The following is a 23,877-nucleotide window of genomic DNA, read 5'->3' as shown; positions in this document are numbered from 1 at the left end:
ATATGGCGACACGCAGCGTAACTTGACCCAAAACACGGAAGATGCCCGGGTCAGGCCCGGGCATGACGGCGGCGCTCGAAAAGCCGTCGCTCAGATCACGACAGCCAGAGCTCGATCGTCCCGGGACGCGGCGGCGCGCCGTAGGACCGGTAGTCCTGCGCTACGGGGTTCGCGCCGTCCGACAGGGCGTCCCGCACGGCGCGCTGGAGCTCCGAGACCGCGCTCCGGTCGGCGTCGTAGAAGAAGCGGACGGAATCGCGCCTCACCGGGAGCCTCACGCCGCGGATCTCCGCGACCGAGACGCCGCGGCGGCGGAGCTCCGCCGCCACCGCGCGGGCGCGGTTGCGCGCGGCCGGATCGGACGACCGCACATGGATGAAGACGCGCACCGGACCGCTCGCCTGGGCGGACCGGTCGGCCTCTTGCGTCTCGTCATAGGAGGCGCGACGGTCTGCGGCGGGGGCAGGCGTCGGCGTCGGGACCGCGGTGTTCACCACCCGGGCGCGGGAGCGGTCCGGATCCGGGTTCGGTTGCGGAGGCGCGTCGACGGTCGCGGTGGAGTCTTGGGGCTGGTCCGCCGGCGCCGCCTGCGCCCCCTCCTGCGGCGCGCCGTCTTCGACCGGCGCCGAGGGATCGTTGCTGACGACCGCCAGTTCGCCATCCGACGGCGCCACGGGGCCGGTCAGTTCCGCGACCTGGCGCTGCAACGCGCCGCGCTTTTCCTCGAGAGCCGCGACCCGCTCGTTCGTCTCGGCGAGTTCGCTCTCCTTCGCGTTCGCGCGCCGCTGAAGATCGGCGAGCGCGTCCTCGCGACGCTTGCGCTCCTCGTCGAGCGAGGCGACGCGCTTCTCGCGCTCGATGATCTGCGCGTCGAGGGCCTTCGCCTGATCAGCCTTGTGGTCGCCGAAGCCGGAGAGGGCCGAGACGCCGGTAAGCAGCGCCGCCACCAGCGCACAGGTCCCGATCATGGGCCAGAGGCGCGACCAACCCCCGGTCGCGCCGCGATCCGGAAACTGCGCGCGCGCGCCATCCCGCACGCCGGTCTTTGACGCGCTTGACGCCTTGTCGAAACGCCCGTCGGCCATGGCCAGATTTCCTCCGAAGACGCCCCTCGTCTTGCGCACGCATCGGACCGTTTCACGCGCCGATCGGACGGCGCCTGCGCACCTGCCGAACGCGAAAGCAGCCCGCTGGTTTCCGAGCGCGCCCTATTAAAATTCGGACGAGGCGCTTTCAGGCCGCCTTCGCGACCTTTGCGGCGAGCCGCAAGTCTTCGACGAAGCGGGCATATTCGACCTGCTTCCGGTCTTCGTCGGGCAGCCTCAGCAGAAATGAGGGATGCACGGTCACCAGCAGGTCCGGGCCGTCCTCGCGCTCGATCACCGAGCCGCGCGCCTCGCCGATCTTGACCGGCCGTCCCACGACGGCCCGCGCGGCCGTCGCGCCCATCGCGACCACGAGACTCGGCCGGATCGCCGCGAGCTCGCGCTCGAGCCAGGGCCGGCAGGCGGCGATCTCGGTCGGCCCCGGCGTCTTGTGCAGCCTGAACTTGCCGCGCGGCTCGAATTTGAAATGCTTCACTGCGTTGGTGACGTAGACCTTGGAGCGGTCGAGGCCGGCGTCCTTCGCGGCCCGGTCGAACAGCGCGCCGGCCGGGCCGACGAAGGGGCGGCCCACGATGTCCTCCTTGTCGCCAGGCTGCTCGCCCACCACCACGATCCGCGCCTCCGCCGGCCCTTCGCCGAACACCGCCTGGGTGGCGTTCGCCCAGAGCGGGCATGCGCGGCAATCCTCGACCTCTTCGCGGAGTTCGTCGATCGGCGTGGAGGCTTCGGCCGGGACGGTCTCAAACTTCGGCATCAGGCGCTGGCCCTTTTTCGGCGCCGCCGGGACGGCCGCCACCATCTCGCTCGTCCGGCGCGAGGCGGACGCGATCAACGGACCAATGAGCGGGGCCTCCGGAAGGTTGCGCCAATATTTCTTCGGCATCTCGGCCCGCATCGCCGCAATCTTGAGCCGCGCCGGGTTGAAGATGCTGGCGTAATAGGTCCGCCAGACGGCTTCGAGCGCGTCGCCGTCGGGCGCGTCGGCCCGGCTCGCGCCCTTGGCGAAGGCGAGCTCAGCCCCGTTCCAATGCGCCGAGCGCTCGGGCGTCAGGATCGACCAGCGCATCGCCGCGAAGCGACGGACGAAAAACGGCGCGGTCGCCGCGACGATGTGGTGCTCGGGCTCGAACCAGGCGACGAAATGGGGTCCGGCCTCGCCCGAAATCTCCCGGAAGCGCACGAACGCCGTCATCTTGTGCTTGTCGCGGCGGACCGCCTTGGCCAGCGCTTTGGCGCGCACGACGTCGGGGTCGGCCGCGTCATCGAGGATCCGCCGGTCGGCCGCAAGCCGCACGAGCAGCCGGTAGAACAGGTCGAAGCGTCCGGGATTGCGATGCAGCAGCCCAGTCTCGGCGAGTTCGACGAAGCCGCGCGGCACGCGCGGATGCGAAGGGCCCAGTGAAGCGGGCGTCGGCGTCGGAGCTGCGCGGGGCGCCGGGCCGAACAGATTGGCCGACCCATCGCCGGTCGACCAGACGACCGAGAAGGGCGGGACGCCCTCTGCGACGAGCGCGCGCGCCGCGGCACGCCAGCCCGCGACGTCCGCCGGCCCATCGAGCGGGACGAGCCGCGTCACAGCGCGAGCGCCATCTGGCGCGGGGACGGGACGAGCTCTTCCAGCAGCCTTTCTCTATCGAGCGCCGCAATTGAGGGCGTATGGTCGGCGAGCTTGAGGAACGGCGCGACCTTGGCGACCGACACTCTGAGACGCGCGAGGTCGACGCTGCGGATGGCGCGGAAGCGGCGGGTCGAAAGGATGCGATCGACGGTGGTCTTGCCGAGTCCCGGCACCCGCAGCAGCTCCTCGCGAGAGGCGCGCGCGACGTCGATCGGGAAGCGGCCGCGGTTGCGAAGCGCCCAGGCGAGCTTGGGGTCCACCCGAAGGTCCAGCATGCCGCCGCCTTCGGTGATTTCCTGCACCGAAAACCCATAGAAGCGCATGAGCCAGTCGGCCTGGTAAAGTCGATGTTCGCGCATCAACGGCGCGCGCTGCAGAGGCAGGGCGGCGCTGGGCTCGGGGATCGGGCTGAAGGCGGAGTAGTAGACCCGTTTCAGCCGATAGCCGGCATAGAGGTTGGCCGAGGTCTCGAGGATCTCGCGGTCGTCTGAGGCGTCCGCGCCGACGATCATCTGCGTGCTCTGCCCCGCAGGCGCAAAGCGCCGGGATTTCTTCTCGGCCTGCGCCTCCTCGATGCGAGTCCTCAGGCCCGCCATTGTGCGGCGGACCGCGCGGGCGTCCTTCTCTGGCGCGAGCGCCTTGAGGCTCGCGTCCGTCGGAAGCTCGACATTGATCGAGAGCCGGTCGGCGAAGAGGCCGGCCTGCGAGATCAACTCCGGGGAGGCGTCCGGGATCGTCTTGAGGTGGATATAGCCCCGGAAGCCGTGGTCGAGCCTGAGGCTGCGAGCCACGCGCACGACCTGCTCCATCGTGTAGTCCGGGCTGCGGATCACGCCGGAGGACAGGAACAGGCCCTCGATATAGTTGCGGCGATAGAAGTCGAGCGTCAGGCCCACGACCTCCTCGACCGAGAAACGGGCGCGCGGCGTGTTGCTGGACGCACGGTTGACGCAATAGAGGCAGTCGAACGCGCAGGCGTTGGTGAGAAGGACCTTCAGCAGCGAGATGCAGCGGCCGTCCGGCGCGTAGGAGTGGCAGATGCCGGCGCCTTCCGTCGAGCCGAAGCCGCGCGCCGGACCGCCTCGCGTCGGCGCGGAATGACGCTTGGTCGTGCCGCTCGACGCGCAGGAAGCGTCGTATTTGGCGGCGTCCGCCAGGATCGCGAGCTTGCGCGAAAGGTCCAATGGTCGCTCCCCTTCGATATCGAATTACAGCTTATGTTCTTTCTTTGTTCGCCACAACCTCTGGTGTTTGAGTTCAAACTGGGCGAAAAGCTGTCTAAAGATTGCGTTCAATGCGGAACGGCTCGAGGCGCGACGATCGGACGAACACGAAGCCGTGTCGCGTTCCGCGGCTTCCGAGGCAGGTTTTGTCGGTCGAGCCATGCGAGATCGAACCCGGAAGATCGGTTGATTCGCACGCGTCATGCGAGACGAAGCCACATCCTTCAGTCTGCCGCGCTGGCGCATCACGCGCTGGCTCGCCGACCCGGGCGCGGACGCGCCGGAGGACATCCGCCGGGCGTTGATCGGCAGCCTGTTCGGCACTTTGCCGATCTTCGCCGGCGGCGTGTTCAACAGCATTCTGGTCGCGGCCATCATCGCCGCCCGAATGCCTCAGGCTCCGTTCCTGTTCTGGGTCGCGCTCGAGGTTTCGGTCTGTGTGGTCCGCCTCCTGGTGCTGCTGCGCTCCTTCAAGAACGCCCGGGAGGGCCGCGACACCCCGACCGACATCTACCTCCTGCTCGGCGTCGCCTGGGCGGGGAGCGTCGGCTATGGCGCCTTCATCAGCCTGTTGAGCGGCGACTGGGTGGCGGCGACGCTCGCCTGCATGTCGGCCGCCGCGATGGTCGGCGGCATCTGCTTCCGCAATTTCGGCGCGCCGCGCCTGTCCGCGGTCATGACGGTCTGCAGCCTCGGCCCGACCTGCCTCGCGGCGCCGTTCTCGGGCGAGCCCGTCCTCTACGTCGCCTTCGCGCAAATCCCCTTCTACCTCATGAGCATGCGGGTCGCGGCCTACAAGCTGAACGCGCTGCTGGTCGCGACCATGCAGGCCGAGCGCGAGCATGAGCACCAGGCCCGCCACGACGCGCTGACGGGGCTCACCAACCGCGTCGGGCTGATGCGAGCGATGGGCGAGGGCGGCGACCGGCGGATCGCCTTGCTCTATCTCGACCTCGACGGCTTCAAGGCGGTGAACGACGCCCATGGCCATGCCGCCGGCGACCGTCTGCTCAAGCAGGCCGCCGATCGGCTGCGTCACATGCTGCGCGCGGGCGACGTCGCGGCTCGCATCGGCGGCGACGAGTTCGTGATCGTCGCGCGCGACATCGACCGCGCCCAGGCCCCGGCGCTCGGCGAGCGCCTCATCCGCGAGCTCGGCTCGGCGTATGATCTGGGTGAGGACCTCGTCGTGTCGGTCGGGGTCAGCGTCGGCGTGGCGCTCACGCCAGACCATGGCGACGACGTTTCCGAACTGCTCGACGTCGCCGACGCCGCGCTCTACGGCGCGAAGAGCCTCGGTAAGTCGCGCTGCGTCGTGGCCGCGCCGCGTCCCCGGCCCTCCGTCGCCTGGGACCAGAGCCGCTCGGCCGGCGTCTGAGCAGCAGATGTTCGTATAATGTTCTTGACGATCACCAGGTCGCCGCTATCATTGGTTGCGCGAGGCGAATGCGCCCTGCGCGGGGGTCGTCATGGTCGTTTGGGTGTCGACGGTGGCGTTCGAAGGCATTGAGGCGCGGGCCGTCGACGTGCAGGTGCAGGTCGTTCCGGGCATGCCTGCCTTCACGATCGTCGGCCTGCCCGACAAGGCGGTGTCCGAGGCGCGCGAGCGGGTGCGGGCGGCGCTGGTCGCGACCGGCCTTGCGCTGCCGCCGCGCCGCATCACCGTCAATCTCGCCCCCGCCGACCTTCCCAAGGAAGGCAGCCATTTCGACCTGCCGATCGCGCTCGGCTTGATGGCCGCGATCGGGGCCGTGCCGTCGGACGCGCTGACCGGCTTCACGGTGCTCGGCGAGCTTGCGCTTGATGGAACCATCGCGGCGGTCGCGGGCGCGCTTCCGGCGGCGGTCGCAGCCCACGCCCGCGGCCACGGGCTGATCTGCCCGGAGGCCTGCGGGGCCGAGGCGGCGTGGGCCAGCGCCGAACTCGACATCGTCGCGCCGCGCTCGCTGATCCAGATCGCCAATCACCTGAAGGGGACGCAGGTTCTGGCCCGACCGCGGCCGGGGCTGCCGGACGCCGCGCCTGCCGCGGCCGACCTTAAGGAGGTGCGCGGGCAGGAGACCGCCAAGCGCGCGCTCGAGATCGCCGCCGCGGGCGGACACAATCTGCTGTTCTGCGGGCCGCCGGGCGCAGGCAAGTCGATGCTGGCGAGCCGCCTGCCGTCGCTTCTGCCGCCGCTCGAGCCGGGCGAACTGCTCGAGGTCGCGATGATACGCTCGGTCGCGGGCGAGCTTGCGGGCGGGCGGCTGACCAACCGCCGGCCGTTCCGAGCCCCGCATCACTCCGCCTCGATGGCGGCGCTGGTCGGCGGCGGCGCGCGGCCGCGGCCAGGCGAGGTCGCGCTCGCGCATAACGGCGTGCTGTTCCTGGACGAGCTCCCGGAGTTCACCCCGCAGGCGCTCGACGCGCTGCGCCAGCCGCTCGAGAGCGGCGAGGCGGTGATCGCGCGCGCCAACCACCGCATCGCCTATCCGGCGCGCTTCCAGCTGGTCGCCGCCATGAACCCATGCCGCTGCGGCGGCGGGGAGGGCGGCCACGCCTGCCGCCGCGGCCCGCGCTGCGCGGCCGAGTACCAGTCGCGCGTCTCGGGTCCCCTGCTCGACCGCATGGACATCAGGCTCGACATGCCGGCGGTGAGCGCCGCCGACCTGATGGCCCCGCCGGCGGCCGAGGACAGCGCGACCGTCGCGGCTCGCGTGCTCGCCGCGCGAAAAATCCAGGCCGCGCGCGCCGGGTCGCTGGGCTTCAGGGTCTCGATGCTCAACGCGCATCTGCCGGTGTCCGCGCTCGAGGAGGTCGCGGTCCCGGACACGGCGGGCCGTCGCCTGCTCAAGGACGCGGCGGAGGCGCTGAAACTCTCCGCGCGCGGCTACCACCGCGTCATCAAGGTCGCGCGCACCATCGCGGATCTAGACGGCGTCGAGACGCTCGGCCGCGTCCATCTCGCCGAGGCGCTCGGCTACCGGGCGACGCCTGACGTCCAGGCGAGGGCGGCGTGAGATGAAACGATCGCCAAGGTTACCAAAATGACATGGTGATTTAAGATGGGCCTGACGGAAGATTGGTATTGGGAGGGTAGCGTCGTTGATGGGATCTTACGACGCCTGATAACGAGGCGCTTGGAAATCGTTCCAACAGCCGACACGTGTTCGAAAGCCCTTGCGTCGACATCAGGGCGGTGAATAATGGCTTAAAATTGCTCGCGGAGTAAAGGGATATCCTTCGAAGAACTATCGTGATCCCTCGCGGGCAGAAGAATTGAAGCCCACCAGTCCGACCAATCAGGCGCAGAATTGGTTCTCGCATGGCCTCTTGAAGGTGCTGCGGCTGCAAACAAGCGAGCCTGATGCGGTTGTTTGCAGTGGGATTGTCGAGTTTTCCTCGTTATCGCGCTCTTTTCGATGAGACCCGCCTCGGGTTTGAGAAACTCGGGGCCGCGATGTTCATGCTTGAAGAGGACGGCGCTGTGGCGGAGTGGGGCTTGCCGGCGCAACTGCCGACCAATCTACCTCAAGCGGAGTAGTAATCCCTCGTCCCCGCGGAGAGCCAACGAGCCAGCCGGCTCCGGCCCCATGCGATCAAGATGCGTGGAGAGGAGAGCTTCAAGCCGGCTTTCGCCGAACTCAAGCCTGGCCGGCTTGTGGCCAAGGTTGAGCGCCACGACGAACTCCGTTTCGCCGATCCTCCGTCGATAGGCCAGGACGTCGCCCTCTGCGGGGACGCCCTCATAGGCGCCGACGGAAAGCGCGGGCGTCGCGCGGCGGAGCGTCAGCAGCGCGCGGTGGAGCGCGAGCATGGAGCGTGGGTCGCGGGCGGCGTCCGCGACGTTGAGCGCGGCGGGATCGCCGATCGGCAGCCATGGCGCGCCGGTGGTGAAGCCGCCTCCCGGCGTTCCGTCCCACGGCATCGGCGTGCGGGCGGGGTCGCGCCCGTGGCCCGGCTCGTTGCGCTCCCACGGGTCCTGCGCGAGTTCGTGGGCCACCGGGACGTCCATCATGCCGATCTCGTCGCCATAGTAGAGCGTGGGCGTTCCGCGCAGCGTCAGCAGCAGCATGGCGGCGACGCGCGCCTGCGCGGGGCCGATCCGGGTCGCGACGCGTCTCTGGTCGTGATTGCCCAGCACCCAGTTCGGCCAGCCGCCGATCGGCAGCGCGGCCTCGTAGGCCTCGATCAGTTCGGCGAGCCGGCGGGCGTTCCAGGGCGCGAGGATGAGGTGGAAGTTGAAGGGCAGGTGGACGCCGGACAGGTCCGGCCCGTAATAGGCGACCAGCCGCTCGACCGGCAGGTAAATCTCGCCGATCAGCACCCGCTCGTCATAGTCGTCGACGACTTTTCGCATCTCGGCGATGATTTCGAACACGCCCGCCTGGTCGGCCGAGAAGGCCTGGGTGAAGCGCGTGATGTCGGGCTGCCCCTCGGCGTAGTCCGGATTCGGCGGGTTGTCGCGAAACCCCTCGTCCTTGATCAGGTGCCAGATCACGTCGACCCGGAAGCCGTCGACGCCGCGGTCGAGCCAGAAGCGCAGCGCTTCCGCCATCGCGGCGCGGAGCTCCGGATTGCGCCAGTTGAGGTCCGGCTGCTGCTTCAGGAAGGCGTGGTGGTAGTACTGGCCGCTCGCCTCGTCGAAGCTCCAGGCGGGGCCGCCGAAATTGCTCATCCAGTTGTTGGGCGGGCCACCGTCCGGCGCCGGGTCGCGCCAGATGTACCAGTCACGTTTCCGGCTCTCCCGCCGCGACCGGCTCTCCGCGAACCAGGGATGCGCGTCGGAGGAGTGGTTCGGCACGAAGTCCAGGATGAGCTTCAGCCCGCGCGCATGAACGTCGGCGATCAGGCGGTCGAAATCCTCGAGCGAGCCGAAGATCGGGTCGACGTCGCAATAATCCGCGACGTCGTAGCCGAAATCGGCCATCGGCGAGGGGAAGATCGGCGACAGCCACACGGCGTCGACGCCGAGTTCGACCAGATGGTCGAGCCGCCGGCGCACGCCCTCGAGGTCGCCGATCCCGTCGCCGTCCGTGTCCTGGAAGGAGCGCGGATAGACCTGATAGACGACGCCGCGCTGCCACCAGAGATGTTCGGTCATTCGCCCCCGCCGGTTCAGACGTCGCGGCGCCTGAGGATCTCGTCGAGCCCCCCGACCCGGAACCAGCGATAGCCATAGCCTTCGAGCACGACGCAGTGGTCACCGTCCTCGTCGGGCTCGCAATGCTCGTCGGACAGGAGGTTGGTCAGGATCGCGGACTCCTCGCTCTTCTCGCCGGTCCGGAACGTGATCTCGCGCGGTTCCGCGTCAAAATTGTGCAGGAAGATCACGACATTGCCGCGCCAGTCATAGCGCAGCGCGAGCACGCATCTGTCGCGCAGGGGCAGCACCGTGCACTCGCCCCAGCCGATCTCAGGGATCTCCTGGCGCATGCGGATGATCCGCTCCATCCAGTTGAGCAGCGAGCCCGGGTCGCGCCGCTGCTCGGCGACGTTGACGGTCTGGAAGCCGAAACCGCCTCCCGAGATCGCGGGCAGGAAGGTCTTGTCGGCGAGCGAGAAGCCGCCGTTCTTGCCGTCGGTCCACTGCATGGGCGTGCGCGCGCAATAGCGCTCGGGCAGCGCGAGGTCGTCGCCCATGGCGATCTCGTCGCCATAGCGCATCACGGGCGTACCCGGCAGGGTGAACATCAGGCTGTAGGCGAGCTCGAGCCGCCGCCGGTCGGCCTTCAGCATCGGCGCGAGCCGCCGGCGGATGCCGCGGTCGTAAAGCTGCATGTCCTTCTCTGGGCCGAAGGCGTCGAACACGGCCTGCCGCTGCTCGGGCTCCAGCCGGCCGAGGTCGAGTTCGTCGTGGTTGCGCAGGAACACGCCCCATTGCGCCGTGCCGTAGCGCGGCCTCGTCTCGTTCAGCGCCCGCGCGAGCGGCTCGGCGTCGCCGGAGGCGAGGGCGTAGAAAAGCCGCTGGTTGGCGTGGAAGTTGAACATCATCTGCAGGCGATCGCCATCGTCGCCGAAATATTTCATCGCCTCCTTCGGGACGATGTTGGCCTCGCCGATGATGACGCTGTCGCCCTTGCGCCATTGCAGGAATTCGCGGAAGGCCCGCAGCATCCCGAAGTCCGGCTTGGGCTCGGCCCCGACGTCCGGACCCTTTTCGGCGATCACGAAGGGCACGGCGTCCATCCGGAAGCCCGAGACGCCGAGCTGGATCCAGAACCCCATGATCTTCAGCAGCTCGGCCCGGACGCAGGGGTTTGCGGTGTTGAGGTCCGGCTGGAACTTGTAGAAGCGGTGGAAATAGTACGCCTTGGCGGCCTCGTCATAGGTCCAGGTGCTGTCCTGCACGCCCGGGAACACCATGCCCGTATGGGCGTTCTTCGGCTTCTTCTTCGACCAGACATACCAGTCGCGATAGGGTGATTTGGGATCGGAGCGCGCCGACTGGAACCAGGGATGCTGGTCGGAGGTGTGGTTGACCACCAGGTCGATCAGCACGCGCATGCCGCGCTGCTTCGCGCCGTGCGTGAACTCCACGAAGTCGCCGAGCGTGCCGTAGCGCGGGTCGACATTGTAGTAGTCGCAAACGTCGTAGCCGTCGTCGCGCCCGGGCGAGGCCTGGAACGGCATCAGCCAGATCGCCGTGACGCCCAGCCCGTGGAGATAGTCGAGACGCCGCGCGAGGCCCCGGAAATCGCCGACGCCGTCGCCATCGGAGTCCATGAAGCTCTCGACCGACAGGCAGTAGATGACGGCGTTCTTGTACCAGAGGTCGGTGATCATGCCGTCTCCCGCTCGGCCCCTCGGGCGAACGCGGGGCCGAGCGGGACGTTCCGACGTCTCAGCGCATCAGGCCGGCGGCCCTGAGGGCTTTCGCTATGGTCGCGCCGATGTCGAAGCGGCCAATGGGCGCGGAGCGGAAGGCCTTTGGGTCGTCCGGCTGCCGCCCGTCGACGCCGCCGTCGGGCGACAGCGCTTCGGGGACCGGACGTTCTGGCGGGCGCTTGGCGGAGGGCCGCGGCCGCGGCGCGGCCGTCTCCTGCTCGGCGACCATTGTCGCGTCCGTCGGGGTCAGGACGTCGAGCTTGAAGAAGGCGGCGATCCGCCGCGTCGAGGAGATCCCCGCCTCGAGCATGAAGGGACCCTTGACCTCGCCCATCCGGGCGTCGAGCGGCGCGCCGTGGCCGAGCCCTGCGACGAGCACGGACTCGACGACGTCCCGGCCGTCGACGCGCCAGACGCGGCGGCGATGGCCATCGAACAGCTCCTCCCGGAAATCCTCCGCCGGGGCGCCATGAACGTTCAGCCACTGCTTGACGAGTTCGTCGGCGTTGCGCGGCGCGACCGTGGCGTCGGCCGTCCCATGCCAGACGGCGACGCGGGGCCAGAGGCCGTCATGGCTCGAATTCGCGCGCACGGCGTCGCCGAGCTCCTCCGGCGTGCGTTCGGCCGGCCTCGCCATGGCGTCGAAGGCCTCCTGCACGCTGGCCGCGACGCCGCAGGGCAGGCCCGCAATGATCGCGCCCGCGGAGAACACCTCCGGATAGTCGGCGAGCAGGGCCGCCGCCATCGCGCCGCCGGCCGAGAGCCCGGTGACGAAAATGCGGCCGCGGCAGAGCCTGTGGGTCTTCGTCATGGTCTCGATCATCTCGCGGATCGAGCGCGTCTCGCCGAGGCCGCGGGCCTTGTCGGCGGTCAGGAACCAGTTGAAGCAGCCGGCGGCATTGTTGGCCGCGCGCTGCTCCGGATAGAGAACCGCGAAGCCGAGTTGCTCGGCGAGCGACGTCCAACCGGCGTTGCGGTCGTAGCCGCGGGCGTTCTGGGAGCAGCCGTGCAGCACCACGACCAGCGGCGCGCCGGCGACCAGGTTCGGCGGCGCATAGGCCAGCATGCGGAGGCCGCCGGGATTGGGGCCGAAGCTCTCGACCTCCGTCAGGCGATCGCGCCGACGCGTCATGGGCGCCCTCGCCGGAGCGGCGTTTCGGTCTGATTTCCAGCGGCGGCGGGCAGGGCCCCGGTCGTCAATCGTTATGCGGTTCACAGTCATGCGTAGTCCTTAGGTACACACAGGCGCCGCCGAAGCGATCGCCCGAAACGTCCCCTTATCTTGCGATGCATATGGGGTTATTGCGGCGCAACAATGAGCGTCCTGCGTCGCCCGGTCGCGCGCCGGAGGCTTAAACGCCTGAGCATTGAGCGCGGCGCCCGCCCTCTGCTAAATGCCTCGCTTTCCATTCGAGCGCGCCGAGGAGCCGCCATGTCCGACGTACCGCCCGACCGCCTCTCAGCGACCCCCGGCAGCCCGTTCTACGACGAGGAGACGCTCGCCCGCGGGGTCGGGGTTCGTTTTAAGGGCGTCGAGAAGACCAATGTCGAGGAGTACTCCGTGTCCGAGGGATGGGTCAGGGTGGCGGCCGGCGCAGCCCGGGACCGCGCCGGCAATCCCCTGACGATCAAGCTGACCGGTTCCGTCGAGCCCTATTTCCGCGACGTCGCCTCCTCGGGCGAGGAGTAGCCGTCAGGCGATCGCCACGATCTCGATTTCGCCGCCAGCGAAGGACGCGCTGTCGCCCGGCGCCTTGCCCATCAGCGCGCGGGCGAGCGGCGAGACGTAGGACACCGCGCCCTTCGACGGATCGGCCTCGTCCTCGCCGACGATCCGGTAGGTCTGCCGGCGACCATCCTCGCGCAGGAATGTGACGCTCGCGCCGAACGCCACGACGCCCTTCGGGGCGCCCTCGACCAGTTCGGCGCTCGCCCGCCGCGCCGCGTAGTAGCGCACGTCGCGCGCGGCGCGCGCCATGGCGGAGCGGTCGACGTCGATCCCGCCGGCGACTTGGGCGGCCGCGAAGGCCTGCCGCGAGCGCAACAGCGCCTCGTCGAGCGCCGCGAGCCCTTCGCGCGTCACGAGGTTCGGGTGCTTGGAGATCGGGCGGTCGGGCAGATCGGCGGCGGCCGCCTCGTAGTCCTGTTCCTTCGTGAACGCGACGCTCATGGCAGCGTCCTCCCTCCACCTCAGTCAACGGCAAAGGCAATCACGACCCGCGCCGCGATGAAACGCGGCGAAAGTCGCAACGCGCCGGAACGTCAAGCCTTCCTCAATCATGTAGGCTCAGGCTCAGCCGACTTCACCGGCCAGCGAGCGAGGCTCAAGCCGTGGCGTTCGAATCGGCCCTGTTCGGCTTGGCGTTCTGCCTGTTCGGCGCGCTTGCGGTCCTGGCTGTCCGGCGCGCTCGTCGTCTGGAGCGCGATCTCGAACTCGCGCGGGACGCATTGTGGGAGGCGGAGGACCGCGCCGAACGCGCCCAGGCCGAGGGCGAGCGAGCGCTGGCCGAGGCGGGGACCCAGGCAGAGGCAGGCGTCCGCGCCAAGGACCGCTTCCTCGCTACGGTGACCCATGAGATGCGCACGCCGCTAACCGGCGTGATCGGGACCGCCGGCCTGCTGCTCGAAAGCCGACTGGCGCCCGACCAGCGCACCTACGCCCGTGCGATCTCGGGATCGGCGGAGGCGATGCTGCGCCTTGTCGACGAAATCCTTGATCTTTCGCGGATCGAGGCCGAGCGGCCGACGATGCAGAAGGCGCCGTTCGCCGTCACGGGACTTGTCGAGGATGTCGCGGAGCTGCTGGCGCCGCGGGCCCAGGCCAAGGGGCTCGATCTCGCCGTGCTGGTCGGTCGCGACGTTCCAGCCGAGCTGGTCGGCGACGCTGCGCGCATTCGCCAGATCCTGCTCAATCTGGCGGGCAACGCCATCAAGTTCACCGCGACCGGCGGCGTGGGCGTCAGGGTCGATCTTGCCGAGGGCCGCATGCGCTTCTCGGTCGCCGACACCGGACCAGGCTTCGAGGCCGGTGAGGCCGACCGTCTGTTCCAGGAATTCGAGCAGGGTTCGACGGACGCGTCCGGCGGCGGCGTGGGGCTCGGGCTCGCGATCAGCCGCAGGCTCGCAGAGGCGATGGGCGGCGTCCTTGTCGCCGAAGCCGAGCCCGGCGTCGGCGCGACCTTCACCCTCAGCCTCCCGGCGTCGTCCGACGCCGTCGAGACCGTCGCGGCCCGCCCGCTCGACGGTCGCAGGATCGTTGTGGCCTCGGCCGCCGCCTTCAGCGGTCCGTTCCTCGTCGAGGGGTTGACTGCGGCCGGCGCGGCCGTCGCTCTCGCGGACCCTGCGATCGGCGCATCCGCGCTGTCTGCGCTCGTCGCCGAGCGGGGCGCCGAAATCGCGCTCATCGATCGCCACGCCGACGGCGCCGCTCCGGAACTTGCCGCCGCGGCGCGGCGGGGCGGGGCGTCCCGCGTGATCCTGCTGCTTGCGCCTTCGGAGCGGGCCGACCTCGATAGCCTGTCCGAGGACGGCTTCGACGGCTATCTCGTGAAGCCGGTGCGCGGCGCGTCTCTCGTCGGCCGGCTTTCGGAGCCGTCAGACGCCCCCGTGGACGCGGCCGGCGCTCCGGTCGCGCGCGAGGGTTCGGAAGCCGTGGCGTTTCCGTCGCAGGGCGGCCTCAGGGTGCTGGTCGCCGAGGACGATCCGGTGAGCGCGCTGATCGCGCTCGCGCATCTCGCGCGGCTCGGCCACGCTTCCGTCCATGTCGCCGACGGGCTCGCGGCCTGCGAGGCCTTCGAGGAGGGCGCTTTCGACGCCGTGCTGATCGACGTCCGCATGCCGCGGCTCGACGGACTGTCGGCGGCCCGCAGGATGCGCGACGCGGAGACGGCGTCGGGACGGCGGCGCGCGCTGCTGCTCGGGCTCAGCTCCAATATCGCGGCTGAGGATAGGGCCGCGGCGATCCTGGCCGGCATGGACGACATGCTGGCGAAGCCGCTTGACCGCCGCGCGCTCGAGCCGTTGCTCGCCCCCCTGCGCGGTCGCGAATCGAGCGCGGCGTGACGAAACCGCGCCGCTTAGGCGGCTGAAGGCCCTGGTATCACCGGGCTTTGCGTTGTCACGCATCCGTCGGCTGATTATGTTGTCCTGAACGCTGAGACACAGTCCAGTGGCCCGTCGATAGAGACCTCGCCGGCGCCCGACTTCCCTGCGGCTCTCGGCCGAAAGGCACGTCATGGCGATCGTCCGTCCTCCGATGAGCGGCCCCGGCGCCCTCGTCGGCAGATTCCGTTCGCACCGCCCGGCGAAGATAGCCAAGACCCCAAAGTGGTTCGCCGGCTTTGCGTCGCCTGGCGCGACTTCCAAGCCCAGTCGGGAGCGGCTTTCCTCCTCCGCCGCGATGCTGCCACGGCCGTTGGGGCGGATCGGCGGGCTCGAACTCAGGCTCGCTGAGCGGCCCAAGGAGGTGAAGCGCGCCCAGCGGCTGCGCTACCACGTGTTCTTCGAGGAGATGTCGGCGGTGGCGGACCCCATCGCGCGGCTCGCGCGGCGCGACATGGACATGTTCGACGCCGTCTGCGATCACCTGATCGTCGAGGACCATGCGGCGAGGCCGGCGCGGTCGCTCGCCGCCACGCTGCTGCATGGCCTGCAGGGATTTCGGGTAGACCCTTCGGAACCGGAAGAGAAGCGGAAGCCCCCGGTCGTCGGCACCTACCGCCTGCTTCGCCAGGAGGTCGCCGATCAGGCGTTCGGCTTCTACACGGCGGGCGAATTCGACATCGATCCGCTGATCGCGCGGCACCAGGGCCTGTCGTTCCTCGAGCTCGGCCGCTCCTGCGTGCTGAAGCCCTATCGCGACAAGCGCACGGTCGAGCTGCTGTGGCACGGCATCTGGGCCTATGTGCTCGCGCACAAGGTCGACGTCATGATCGGCTGCGCGAGCCTCGAGGGCGTCGACCCGGAGCGCCTCAAGCTGCCGCTCTCCTATCTCCACCATTTCCACGCGGCTCCCGAAGAGTGGCGGGCGGGCGCGCTGCCCGGCCGCCGCGCGCGCTTCGATCTGCTGCCCAAGGAGGCGATCGACCTCAAGGCCGCGCTCCGGGCCCTGCCGCCGCTGGTCAAGGCCTATCTCAGGCTCGGCGCCTATGTCGGCGACGGCGCGGTGGTCGACCACGAATTCGGCACCACCGACGTGCTCGTGGTGCTGCCACGCTCGGCCATCAATCCGCGCTACGTCGTCTATTACGGCGCCGAGGCCGACCGGCACGCGGCCTGAGCTTCGCTCAGCCCGGATGGGCGGCCGACCAGCGGCCGTTCTGGGTGCGGCCGCCATAGCCATAGGCGTCGCCGTCGACGGCGTGGACCAGCACGTAGCTCTCCTCGTGCAGCGGACCGAGCAGCCCGGCCATGCCCTCGAAGGCCGCGTGCACGAAGGCCGTGGTCTCGGCCTTCACATTCGTCCCCGCCGTGATCTTGATGTCGAGCCAGAAGGCCGAGAGCGCGGCCTCGGTCGGCCGCGCGCCGGCCACGAACCATCCTTCAGGGTCGGCCGGCTCGACGAGCACGGCGGTGACGCCCGGATCCTTGCCGAGCGTCTCGGCGGCGAGACGCGCGGCGAGCGACGCGATGGCGGCGCGGAGCTCCCGACGGGGCTCGGGGGTGACGTAGCGGACGGTGATCATCGGCATGGCGGCTTCCTCGGCGTTGGACAGGCCGTCCAAATAGATTTGCCGAGATGATATTGTAACGTTATCCATAGCTGTCTTTAAGATAGTGAAACGCAATCATGCTCGACCTCGAATCCGTCCGGTTGTTCGTGCTTACGGCCGAGTTCGAAAGCCTCACACGCGCCGCCGAGGCCGCCAACACCGTGCAGCCCGTCGTCAGCCAACGGCTCAAGAGCCTGGAGCGGCAACTCGGCCGCAGGTTGCTCGACCGCTCGCCGCGCTTCGTGCGCCCGACCGCCGAGGGCGCCGTCTTCCTGGAGAAGGCGCGCTCTCTTCTGGCCGCTCACGACGCCGCGCTCAGCCTGGGCGGCGCGCCCAAGGTTCATTTCGCGATCGGGGCGAGCGACCACGCCGTCGGCGCGCCGCTGGCCCGACTGCTCGGTCCGATCCGCGGCGCTCTGCCGCCGCACGCCACGATCGAGGTGCGGATGGGGCTGTCGCACGCGATCCGCGCGGCTTTCGACGCGGGCGCGCTCGACGCCGCGGTCGTCCGCCGCGAAGCGGGCGGCGAGGAGGGCGAGCTGCTGGGGATCGATCCGCTCGGCTGGCGCGGCGCGGCCGGCCTCGAACTGGCGCCGGACGCGCCTGTCGGCCTCGCGACGCTCGGCGCGCCCTGCGGGGTCAGGGCGGCGGCGATCCGGGCGCTGGAGCAGGCGGGCCGGCCGTGGCGCGAATCCTTCGTCGCGGGCAGCTGCTCGTCGCTGCTGGCGGGCGCGGCGCTCGGCCTCGGGATCGCGCCGATGGGCGAGGCCGGCAGCGACGGAGCGCCCGACATCGGACCGGCGCTCGGCCTGCCGCCGCTGCCGCCGTCCCCGGTCGCGCTGCTCGCCCGCGCGCGCTCGCCCGAAACGGGCGCGGCGATCCGCGCGCTCGCGGCGGGTGTCCGTTCGCTCTTACGGTAGGCGGCCACGCGGGCCGTTCCGCGCCCGGAGACCGCATGCCCGACCGACCGTCCACCGACCGGCCGATCAAGATCGTCATCATCGACGAGAGCCCGGTGCGCTCCGCGATCCTCGAGGATGGATTGCGCGAGGCCGGCCACGCCTCGATCATCCGCATCTCCGACCGCGCCAACCTGCTCGAGCGCATCTATGCGATCGACCCCGACGTCATCCTGATCGACCTCGCGAACCCGAGCCGCGACGTGCTGGAGCAGATGTTCCAGGTGAGCCGCGCCGTGAAGCGGCCGGTCGGCATGTTCGTCGACCAGAGCGACGCCGCCTCGATCGAGGCCGCGATCGACGCCGGCGTCTCGGCCTATGTGGTCGACGGGCTGAGGAAGGAGCGAGTCAAGCCGATCCTAGACACGATGGTCAGCCGCTTCCACGCCTTCTCGCGCCTGCGCGCCGAACTCGACCAGGCGAAGAGCCAGCTTGAGGAGCGCAAGCTCGTGGACCGCGCCAAGGGAGTCCTGATGCGGCAGAAGAAGATCGGCGAGGAGCAGGCCTATGCGCTGCTGCGCACAGTCGCGATGAACGAGAAGAAGAAGATCTCTGAGATCGCGCAATCCGTCATCACCGCCGCGGAGCTCCTGAAATGAGTCTCGACAAGGTGCGGATCGGCTTCATCCCGCTGGTCGATGCGGCGGTCCCGATCGTCGCCGCCGAAGTCGGCTTCGGCGCGGCCGAGGGGCTCGAGATCGAGCTCACGCGGGAGGTCTCCTGGGCGAACATCCGCGACCGTCTCACGCTCGGCCATTTCGACGCCGCCCATCTGCTCGCGCCGATGGCGATCGCCACCACGCTCGGCCTCAACACGATCCGCACGCCGCTGGTCGCGCCCATCACGCTCGGGCTGAACGGCAACGCGGTCACGCTGGCCCCGCGCCTCCACGACGAGGTCATGGAGCGTATGGAGGACGGCGCGGACCTCGCCGACCCGCGGGCGACCGGCGCGGCCTTCGCGGCGGTGGTCCGCGCGCGCCGCGCCCATGGCGACGAGCCGCCGACGCTCGGCATGACGTTTCCGTTCTCGACCCACAACTACCAGCTTCGCCTGTGGCTCGCCGCCGCCGGGCTCCGGCCGGACGAGGACGTACGGCTCGCCGTCGTGCCGCCGCCCTACATGGTCGACGCGCTCGTGAACGCGCATGTCGAGGGATTCTGCGTCGGCGCGCCCTGGAACTCGGTCGCGGTCGAGCTCGGCCTCGGCCGTATCCTTCATCTTGGCGTCGACCTGGTCCGGCGGTGCCCGGAGAAGGTCCTGGCCATGCGCGGCTCCTTCCTCGAACGGGGCGATCTGGTCGCGCGCCTGGTGCGCGCCTGCGCGGCGGCCGCGCGCTGGCTCGACGATCGGCAGAATCACGGCGAAGCGGCCGCCATTCTCGCGGCGCGCGAGCGGCTGGACGCGCCCGTCGAAATCATCCGGCGAACGTTCGATGGTCGCCTGCCGACCGGGTGGCGGGACGTCGTGCGCACCTCCGACCGCTATATCCTGTTCGCGCGCGAAGATGCTTCGCGGCCCGATCCTCGCCACGCGCAATGGCTCTTCGGGGAAATGGTCCGCTGGGGGCAGACGTCCTCCGACCCCGAGGCCGAGCGGGCGGCCGTCGCGGTCTACCGTCCGGACCTCTACGACGCCGCCCTGGGACGCCCTTCCGAGAGCCTTCGCACCGGCGATCCGCTCGGCCTCGCATTCAGCTAAACCGAAGCTGGAACGCCCAATTCCGCCTGCCTTTTGAATGTGCAGTGCACAAAAGCCGTGCGCACGCCCTCTTCTTTTGGCGTCGCACGGGGCGCCGGCGGCTGCGCTTGGCAATCGGTTGCAGCGTCAGGAACCGTTCTAATTTGAACGTGTCGCCGTCTCTCAGGCCGACTTGGCACGGTGTTTGAATGAAAGTTGGCGAAGGTTCGCGTCGGCGCTGACGCACGGACCGACCGCCCAATGATGGGCAAGCCAGCGACGCCGCTGAACCGCCACGCCATCCCGCGTGCCGTGTCAGCGGTTTTTTTATGCCGCCGCGCCGCCTCCGGCGCGGCTCCCGAAACCACCCGGCCCGATGGGGCGAGCGGAGCGAACGACCTCGATGAAGAACGACGCCAAGCCCCTTCTGACCCTCGGCCTTGACCGCCGCGACGTGCTGCGCGCCGGCGGATATGCCGCCGCGACGCTCGCCGCCGCCCGCGCGCTGTCGCCATCCGGCGTGTTCGCGCAGGGCGCGGGCGTCGAGACCACGAAGGCCAAGCTCGGCTTCATCGCGCTGACCGACGCCGGCCCGCTCTTCGTGGCCAAGGAGAAGGGCCTCTTTGACAAATACGGCATGCCCGACGTCGAGATCGCCAAGCAGTCGTCTTGGGGCACGACGCGCGACAACATCGTGCTCGGCTCCGGCGCGGGCGGCATCGACGGCGCGCACATCCTCACCCCGATGCCGTACCTCATCACCACTGGCGCGATGACCCAGAACAACCGGCCGACCGAGATGTACATCCTCGGCCGGCTGAACGTCGCCGGCCAGTGCATCTCGGTCGGCCAGGAATACGCCGATCTCAAGCTCGGCCTTGACACCAAGCCCTTCAAGCCGGCGCTCGAGAAGAAGAAGGCGTCGGGCAAGGAGGTGAAGGCCGCGATGACCTTCCCGGGCGGCACCCACGATCTGTGGATCCGCTACTGGCTCGCCGCCGGCGGCGTCGACCCGAACCGCGACATCCAGACCATCGTGGTCCCGCCCGCCCAGATGGTGGCGAACATGAAGGTCGGCACGATGGACTGCTTCTGCGTCTGCGAGCCGTGGAACGAGCAGCTCAAGAACCAGAAGATCGGTTACACGGCGCTGACCACGGGCGAGCTCTGGGACAAGCATCCCGAGAAGGCCTTCGGCCTGCGCGCCGACTATGTCGAGAAGAACCCGAAAGCCGCGAAAGCTCTGCTGATGGCCGTGATGGAGGCCCAGCAGTGGTGCGAGAAGATGGAGAACAAGGAAGAGCTCGCCGCGATCTGCGCCAAGCGCAACTGGATCGGCGCGCCGGTCTCCGACACCGTCGAGCGCATGAAGGGCAATTTCGACTACGGCGCGGGCAAGCCCATCGTGAAGAACAGCCCCTTCATCATGCACTACTGGGATCACCACGCGTCCTATCCGTTCAAGAGCCACGACGCGTGGTTCATCACGGAGGACATCCGCTGGGGCTATCTGCCGGAATCGACCGACGTGAAGGCGCTGGTCGACAAGGTGAACCGGGAGGACCTGTGGCGCGAAGCCGCCAAGGAGCTCGGCGTGACCGACATCCCGGCCTCGACCTCGCGCGGTCCCGAGAAGTTCTTCGACGGCAAGGTGTTCGATCCGGACAAGCCGGCCGAATACCTCGCGAGCCTCGACATCAAGAAGATGGCCTGACCGAGCGCCCGGACGGCCACCGCGGCCGACCGGCGCCCTGACGCCGCATCCCCTTTCCGGAGATCCTCATGACCCAGTCAGCAGCCGCGGCGGCGAACGTCACGCCGCTCAAGCCGACGCCGCAGGCGTCGGCGACGGTCGTGGCCCTGCCGCAGCCGAAGAAATCCCTGTTCGACGCCCGAACCAAGACCCGGGCGCTCGAACTGGCCGCGACCGTCGTTCCCCCGATCGTCACCATCGCGGCGCTGCTGCTGCTGTGGGAGATGCTGTGCTCGTCGCCGAGCTCGTCGCTCCCGGCGCCGTCGACCGTCATCTCCGACACCTGGGAGCTGATCGCCAATCCGTTTTACGACAATGGCGGCAACGACAAGGGCCTCGGCTGGCAGCTCTACGCCAGCCTCAAGCGCGTCGCGCTCGGCTATGCGCTCGCGGCGGTGGCGGGCGTCGCGCTTGGCGCGCTGGTCGGCGGGTCGACCTGGGCGATGCGCGGGCTCGACCCCGTGTTCCAGGTCCTGCGCACCATCCCGCCGCTAGCCTGGCTGCCGCTCTCGCTCGCGGCCTTCCGCGACGGCGAGCCCTCGGCGATCTTCGTGATCTTCATCACCGCCATCTGGCCGGTGATCATCAACACCGCAGTCGGCATCCGCAATATCCCGCAAGACTACAAGAATGTCGCACAGGTTCTGCGGCTCAATCCGATCGAATATTTCACCAAGATCATGCTGCCTGCGGCGGCTCCGTACATATTCACGGGTCTAAGGATCGGAATAGGTCTGTCGTGGCTGGCGATCGTCGCGGCCGAAATGCTGATTGGTGGCGTCGGCATCGGATTCTTCATCTGGGATGCGTGGAACTCGTCGCGCATCAGCGACATCATACTTGCGCTCATCTATGTCGGCGCGGTCGGCTACGTGCTCGACCGGCTCGTCGCCCTTGTCGCCGCCGCGGTCACGCGCGGCACGGCCGCCTCGTGAGGACGAACCCCATGTCAAAGCCATTCCTCAAGATCGAGCATGTCGACAAGTCGTTCTCCCGCGGCGCCATGACCAACGAGGTCTTGAAGGACGTCTCGCTCGAGGTGAACGAGGGCGAATACATCTCGATCATCGGCCATTCGGGCTGCGGGAAGTCGACACTGCTCAACATCGTGGCCGGCCTGACCGAGGCCACCAAGGGCGTCGTGTTCCTCGAAGGCAAGGTCGTGGACGAGCCGGGACCCGACCGCGCGGTCGTGTTCCAGAACCACAGCCTGCTGCCCTGGCTCACCTGCTACGAAAACGTGGCGCTCGCGGTCGACAAGGTGTTCGGCCGGTCGAAGACCAAGGCCGAGCGGCACGACTGGGTGATGCACAAGCTCAAGCTCGTGCATATGGAGCACGCCAAGGACAGGCGGCCTTCGGAAATCTCCGGCGGCATGAAGCAGCGCATCGGCATCGCCCGGGCGCTCGCCATGCAGCCCAAGGTGCTGCTGCTCGACGAGCCGTTCGGCGCGCTCGACGCGCTGACCCGCACCCATCTGCAGGACCAGGTCATGCAGATCCAGACGGAGCTCAAGAACACCGTCCTGATGATCACCCACGACGTCGACGAGGCGGTGCTGCTCTCCGACCGGATCGTGATGATGACCAACGGTCCCTCGGCGCGGATCGGCGAGATCCTCGACGTCAACCTTCCGCGGCCGAGGAAGCGGCTGGAGCTCGTCTCCGACCGCAACTACATCGCGGCGCGCGCGGCGGTGCTCAAGTTCCTCTACGAGCGCCATCGCTTCGTCGAGGCGGCCTGAGGGGCGCGGCGATGGAGCGCGAACGCCTGGTCATCGTCGGCGCCGGCATGTCGGCCCTCAGGCTCCTGGAGGAGCTAAAGGGCCGCTGCCCGGGCCGCTACAACGTCACTGTGGTCGGTGCCGAGCCCGAGCCGGCCTACAACCGCGTGCTCCTGTCCTCGCTGCTCGCTGGCGAGGCGAGCGACGAGGATCTCGCGCTGAAGGAGCGGGCCTGGTACGCGGCGAGCGGCTTCCGCCTCCTCACCGGGGCCGAGGTCCGCAGCCTCGACCGTGCCGAGAAGCGGCTGACGCTCAGGGACGGACGGGTGCAGGCCTATGATCGGCTGGTGCTGGCGACCGGCTCCGAGGCGATCCGCCTGCCGCTGCCGGGGGCGCACCTCGCCCAGGTTCTGACCTTCCGCGACCGTTGCGACGCCATGAAGCTGAAGGCGCTCGCAGGCGAAGGCCGGCGCGCCGTCGTGATCGGCGGCGGCCTGCTCGGGCTGGAAGCCGCCTTCGGGCTCGCCAAACTCGGCTCGGCGGTGACGGTCGTCCACCTGATGGACCGCCTGATGGAGCGCCAGCTCGATCTGAAAGGCGCGGCGACGCTGCGCCGGGCGCTCGAGGCCAAGGGCATCGCCTTCGCGCTGTCGGCCCAGAGCGCCGAAATTCTCGGCGAGACCGCGGTGACGGGTCTCCGGCTCAGCTCCGGCGAGGTGCTGCTCGCCGATATGGTGGTGATGGCCTGCGGCGTCCGGCCGAACGTCTCGCTCGCGCGCGCCGCCGGGCTCGAGGTCGGCCGCGGGACCCTGGTCGATGACGCCATGCGGACCTCCGACCCGAACGTCTTCGCGATCGGCGAGTGCGCCGAACACCGCGGGGTAGTCTACGGCCTCGTGGCGCCGGCCTATGAGCACGCGGCGGCGCTCGCCGCCCATCTCGCGGGAGACGGCGGGGGCGCCTATGGCGGCAGCCTGCTCTCCACCAATCTGAAGGTCTCCGGGGTCTCGGTGTTTTCGGCCGGCGCGGTCGAGGCCGAGGAGGGCGACGAGACCATCACGCTCGCCGACCCCGGTCACGGCCACTACCGCAAATTCGTCGTGCGCGACGACCGGCTGGTCGGGGCGATTCTGGTCGGGGAGGCGTCGGACGGACTCTGGTACCTCGACCTCATCGCCGGCGGCGAGCCGCTCGGAGGCTTGCGCGACGACCTCGCCTTCGGTCGCTCCTTTGCGGCCGCTGCGTGAGGATGGCGGTGATGGCGAATTTGGGAAGCCGCCGCTCTTCACCTCTCCC

General features: G+C 69.2%; 20 protein-coding genes. 12 read left to right on the top strand and 8 right to left on the bottom strand.

Annotated elements, in window-relative coordinates:
• Positions 1 to 95 precede the first annotated feature (95 nt).
• The 3 genes from EK403_RS02245 to EK403_RS02235 all read right to left on the bottom strand — a co-directional run bounded on the left by EK403_RS02245 (position 96) and on the right by EK403_RS02235 (position 3,908).
• Entirely contained in the window at positions 96 to 1,085 is a 990-nt protein-coding gene (locus EK403_RS02245; protein ID WP_128775858.1) for a hypothetical protein, read from the bottom strand.
• Positions 1,086 to 1,233: 148 nt separating this feature from the next.
• Positions 1,234 to 2,682 (bottom strand): UdgX family uracil-DNA binding protein, encoded by a 1,449-nt coding sequence (locus EK403_RS02240; protein ID WP_128775857.1) that lies wholly within the window; start codon positions 2,680 to 2,682, stop codon positions 1,234 to 1,236.
• Positions 2,679 to 3,908, bottom strand: coding sequence for a putative DNA modification/repair radical SAM protein (locus tag EK403_RS02235; protein ID WP_128775856.1), 1,230 nt, complete (start codon positions 3,906 to 3,908; stop codon positions 2,679 to 2,681). The genes EK403_RS02240 and EK403_RS02235 overlap by 4 nt, the downstream gene beginning before the upstream one ends.
• A 241-nt stretch (positions 3,909 to 4,149) precedes the next feature.
• Here EK403_RS02235 and EK403_RS02230 point away from each other — a divergent pair, with 241 nt between their 5' ends.
• The gene (locus EK403_RS02230; protein ID WP_128775855.1) at positions 4,150 to 5,325 is read left to right on the top strand and encodes a GGDEF domain-containing protein; all 1,176 of its coding nucleotides are present in this window, start codon (positions 4,150 to 4,152) and stop codon (positions 5,323 to 5,325) included.
• A 91-nt stretch (positions 5,326 to 5,416) separates the two neighbouring features.
• Complete coding sequence (locus EK403_RS02225; RefSeq protein ID WP_128775854.1) at positions 5,417 to 6,946, top strand: YifB family Mg chelatase-like AAA ATPase; 1,530 nt, start codon at positions 5,417 to 5,419, stop codon at positions 6,944 to 6,946.
• Positions 6,947 to 7,452: 506 nt separating this feature from the next.
• Here the strand turns inward: EK403_RS02225 and EK403_RS02220 are convergent.
• Genes EK403_RS02220 through EK403_RS02210 form a run of 3 tightly spaced genes read right to left on the bottom strand, consistent with a single transcriptional unit; the run spans position 7,453 to position 11,886 of the window.
• Positions 7,453 to 9,030, bottom strand: coding sequence for an alpha-amylase family glycosyl hydrolase (locus EK403_RS02220; RefSeq protein WP_128775853.1), 1,578 nt, complete (start codon positions 9,028 to 9,030; stop codon positions 7,453 to 7,455).
• Between the two features lie 14 nt (positions 9,031 to 9,044).
• Positions 9,045 to 10,712, bottom strand: a complete 1,668-nt coding sequence (locus EK403_RS02215; RefSeq protein ID WP_128775852.1) for an alpha-amylase family protein — start codon at positions 10,710 to 10,712, stop codon at positions 9,045 to 9,047.
• A gap of 58 nt (positions 10,713 to 10,770) precedes the next feature.
• A complete protein-coding gene (locus EK403_RS02210) occupies positions 10,771 to 11,886 on the bottom strand; it encodes an extracellular catalytic domain type 1 short-chain-length polyhydroxyalkanoate depolymerase (RefSeq protein WP_128775851.1) in 1,116 nt (371 codons plus the stop codon).
• A 300-nt stretch (positions 11,887 to 12,186) separates the two neighbouring features.
• Here EK403_RS02210 and EK403_RS02205 point away from each other — a divergent pair, with 300 nt between their 5' ends.
• Positions 12,187 to 12,444 (top strand): DUF3297 family protein, encoded by a 258-nt coding sequence (locus EK403_RS02205; protein ID WP_128775850.1) that lies wholly within the window; start codon positions 12,187 to 12,189, stop codon positions 12,442 to 12,444.
• A gap of 3 nt (positions 12,445 to 12,447) precedes the next feature.
• Here the strand turns inward: EK403_RS02205 and greA are convergent, their stop codons facing one another.
• The gene (gene greA / locus EK403_RS02200) at positions 12,448 to 12,924 is read right to left on the bottom strand and encodes a transcription elongation factor GreA (protein ID WP_128775849.1); all 477 of its coding nucleotides are present in this window, start codon (positions 12,922 to 12,924) and stop codon (positions 12,448 to 12,450) included.
• A 161-nt stretch (positions 12,925 to 13,085) separates the two neighbouring features.
• On the opposite strand from greA, the gene EK403_RS02195 reads away from it, so the two are divergent.
• Positions 13,086 to 14,816: a hybrid sensor histidine kinase/response regulator gene (locus tag EK403_RS02195; protein ID WP_128775848.1), complete on the top strand. Its 1,731-nt coding sequence runs from the start codon at positions 13,086 to 13,088 to the stop codon at positions 14,814 to 14,816.
• 337 nt (positions 14,817 to 15,153) lie between these two features.
• The gene (locus tag EK403_RS02190; protein ID WP_342633761.1) at positions 15,154 to 16,032 is read left to right on the top strand and encodes a GNAT family N-acetyltransferase; all 879 of its coding nucleotides are present in this window, start codon (positions 15,154 to 15,156) and stop codon (positions 16,030 to 16,032) included.
• 7 nt (positions 16,033 to 16,039) lie between these two features.
• On the opposite strand, the gene EK403_RS02185 is transcribed toward EK403_RS02190, so the two are convergent.
• Entirely contained in the window at positions 16,040 to 16,444 is a 405-nt protein-coding gene (locus EK403_RS02185; protein ID WP_128775846.1) for a tautomerase family protein, read from the bottom strand.
• A gap of 98 nt (positions 16,445 to 16,542) precedes the next feature.
• On the opposite strand from EK403_RS02185, the gene EK403_RS02180 reads away from it, so the two are divergent.
• The 7 genes from EK403_RS02180 (at position 16,543) to EK403_RS02150 (ending at position 23,828) form a co-directional block, all read left to right on the top strand.
• Positions 16,543 to 17,385 (top strand): LysR family transcriptional regulator, encoded by an 843-nt coding sequence (locus tag EK403_RS02180; RefSeq protein WP_128775845.1) that lies wholly within the window; start codon positions 16,543 to 16,545, stop codon positions 17,383 to 17,385.
• A 35-nt stretch (positions 17,386 to 17,420) separates the two neighbouring features.
• Entirely contained in the window at positions 17,421 to 18,023 is a 603-nt protein-coding gene (locus EK403_RS02175) for an ANTAR domain-containing response regulator (protein ID WP_128775844.1), read from the top strand.
• Complete coding sequence (locus EK403_RS02170; protein WP_128775843.1) at positions 18,020 to 19,126, top strand: CmpA/NrtA family ABC transporter substrate-binding protein; 1,107 nt, start codon at positions 18,020 to 18,022, stop codon at positions 19,124 to 19,126. The genes EK403_RS02175 and EK403_RS02170 overlap by 4 nt, the downstream gene beginning before the upstream one ends.
• A gap of 382 nt (positions 19,127 to 19,508) precedes the next feature.
• A complete protein-coding gene (locus EK403_RS02165; protein ID WP_128775842.1) occupies positions 19,509 to 20,819 on the top strand; it encodes a CmpA/NrtA family ABC transporter substrate-binding protein in 1,311 nt (436 codons plus the stop codon).
• A 68-nt stretch (positions 20,820 to 20,887) separates the two neighbouring features.
• Positions 20,888 to 21,793: a nitrate ABC transporter permease gene (ntrB, locus tag EK403_RS02160; RefSeq protein WP_128775841.1), complete on the top strand. Its 906-nt coding sequence runs from the start codon at positions 20,888 to 20,890 to the stop codon at positions 21,791 to 21,793.
• 11 nt (positions 21,794 to 21,804) lie between these two features.
• The gene (locus EK403_RS02155; protein WP_128775840.1) at positions 21,805 to 22,602 is read left to right on the top strand and encodes an ABC transporter ATP-binding protein; all 798 of its coding nucleotides are present in this window, start codon (positions 21,805 to 21,807) and stop codon (positions 22,600 to 22,602) included.
• Positions 22,603 to 22,613: 11 nt separating this feature from the next.
• Positions 22,614 to 23,828 (top strand): NAD(P)/FAD-dependent oxidoreductase, encoded by a 1,215-nt coding sequence (locus EK403_RS02150; protein WP_128775839.1) that lies wholly within the window; start codon positions 22,614 to 22,616, stop codon positions 23,826 to 23,828.
• Positions 23,829 to 23,877 lie beyond the last annotated feature (49 nt).

Origin of the sequence: Hansschlegelia zhihuaiae, assembly GCF_004103825.1 — a bacterium.
In the GTDB taxonomy this organism is placed as follows: Bacteria; Pseudomonadota; Alphaproteobacteria; order Rhizobiales; family Methylopilaceae; genus Methylopila; species Methylopila zhihuaiae.
The sequence above is the reverse complement of the archived record's forward strand: the minus strand, read 5'-3'. Positions and strand labels throughout refer to the sequence as shown.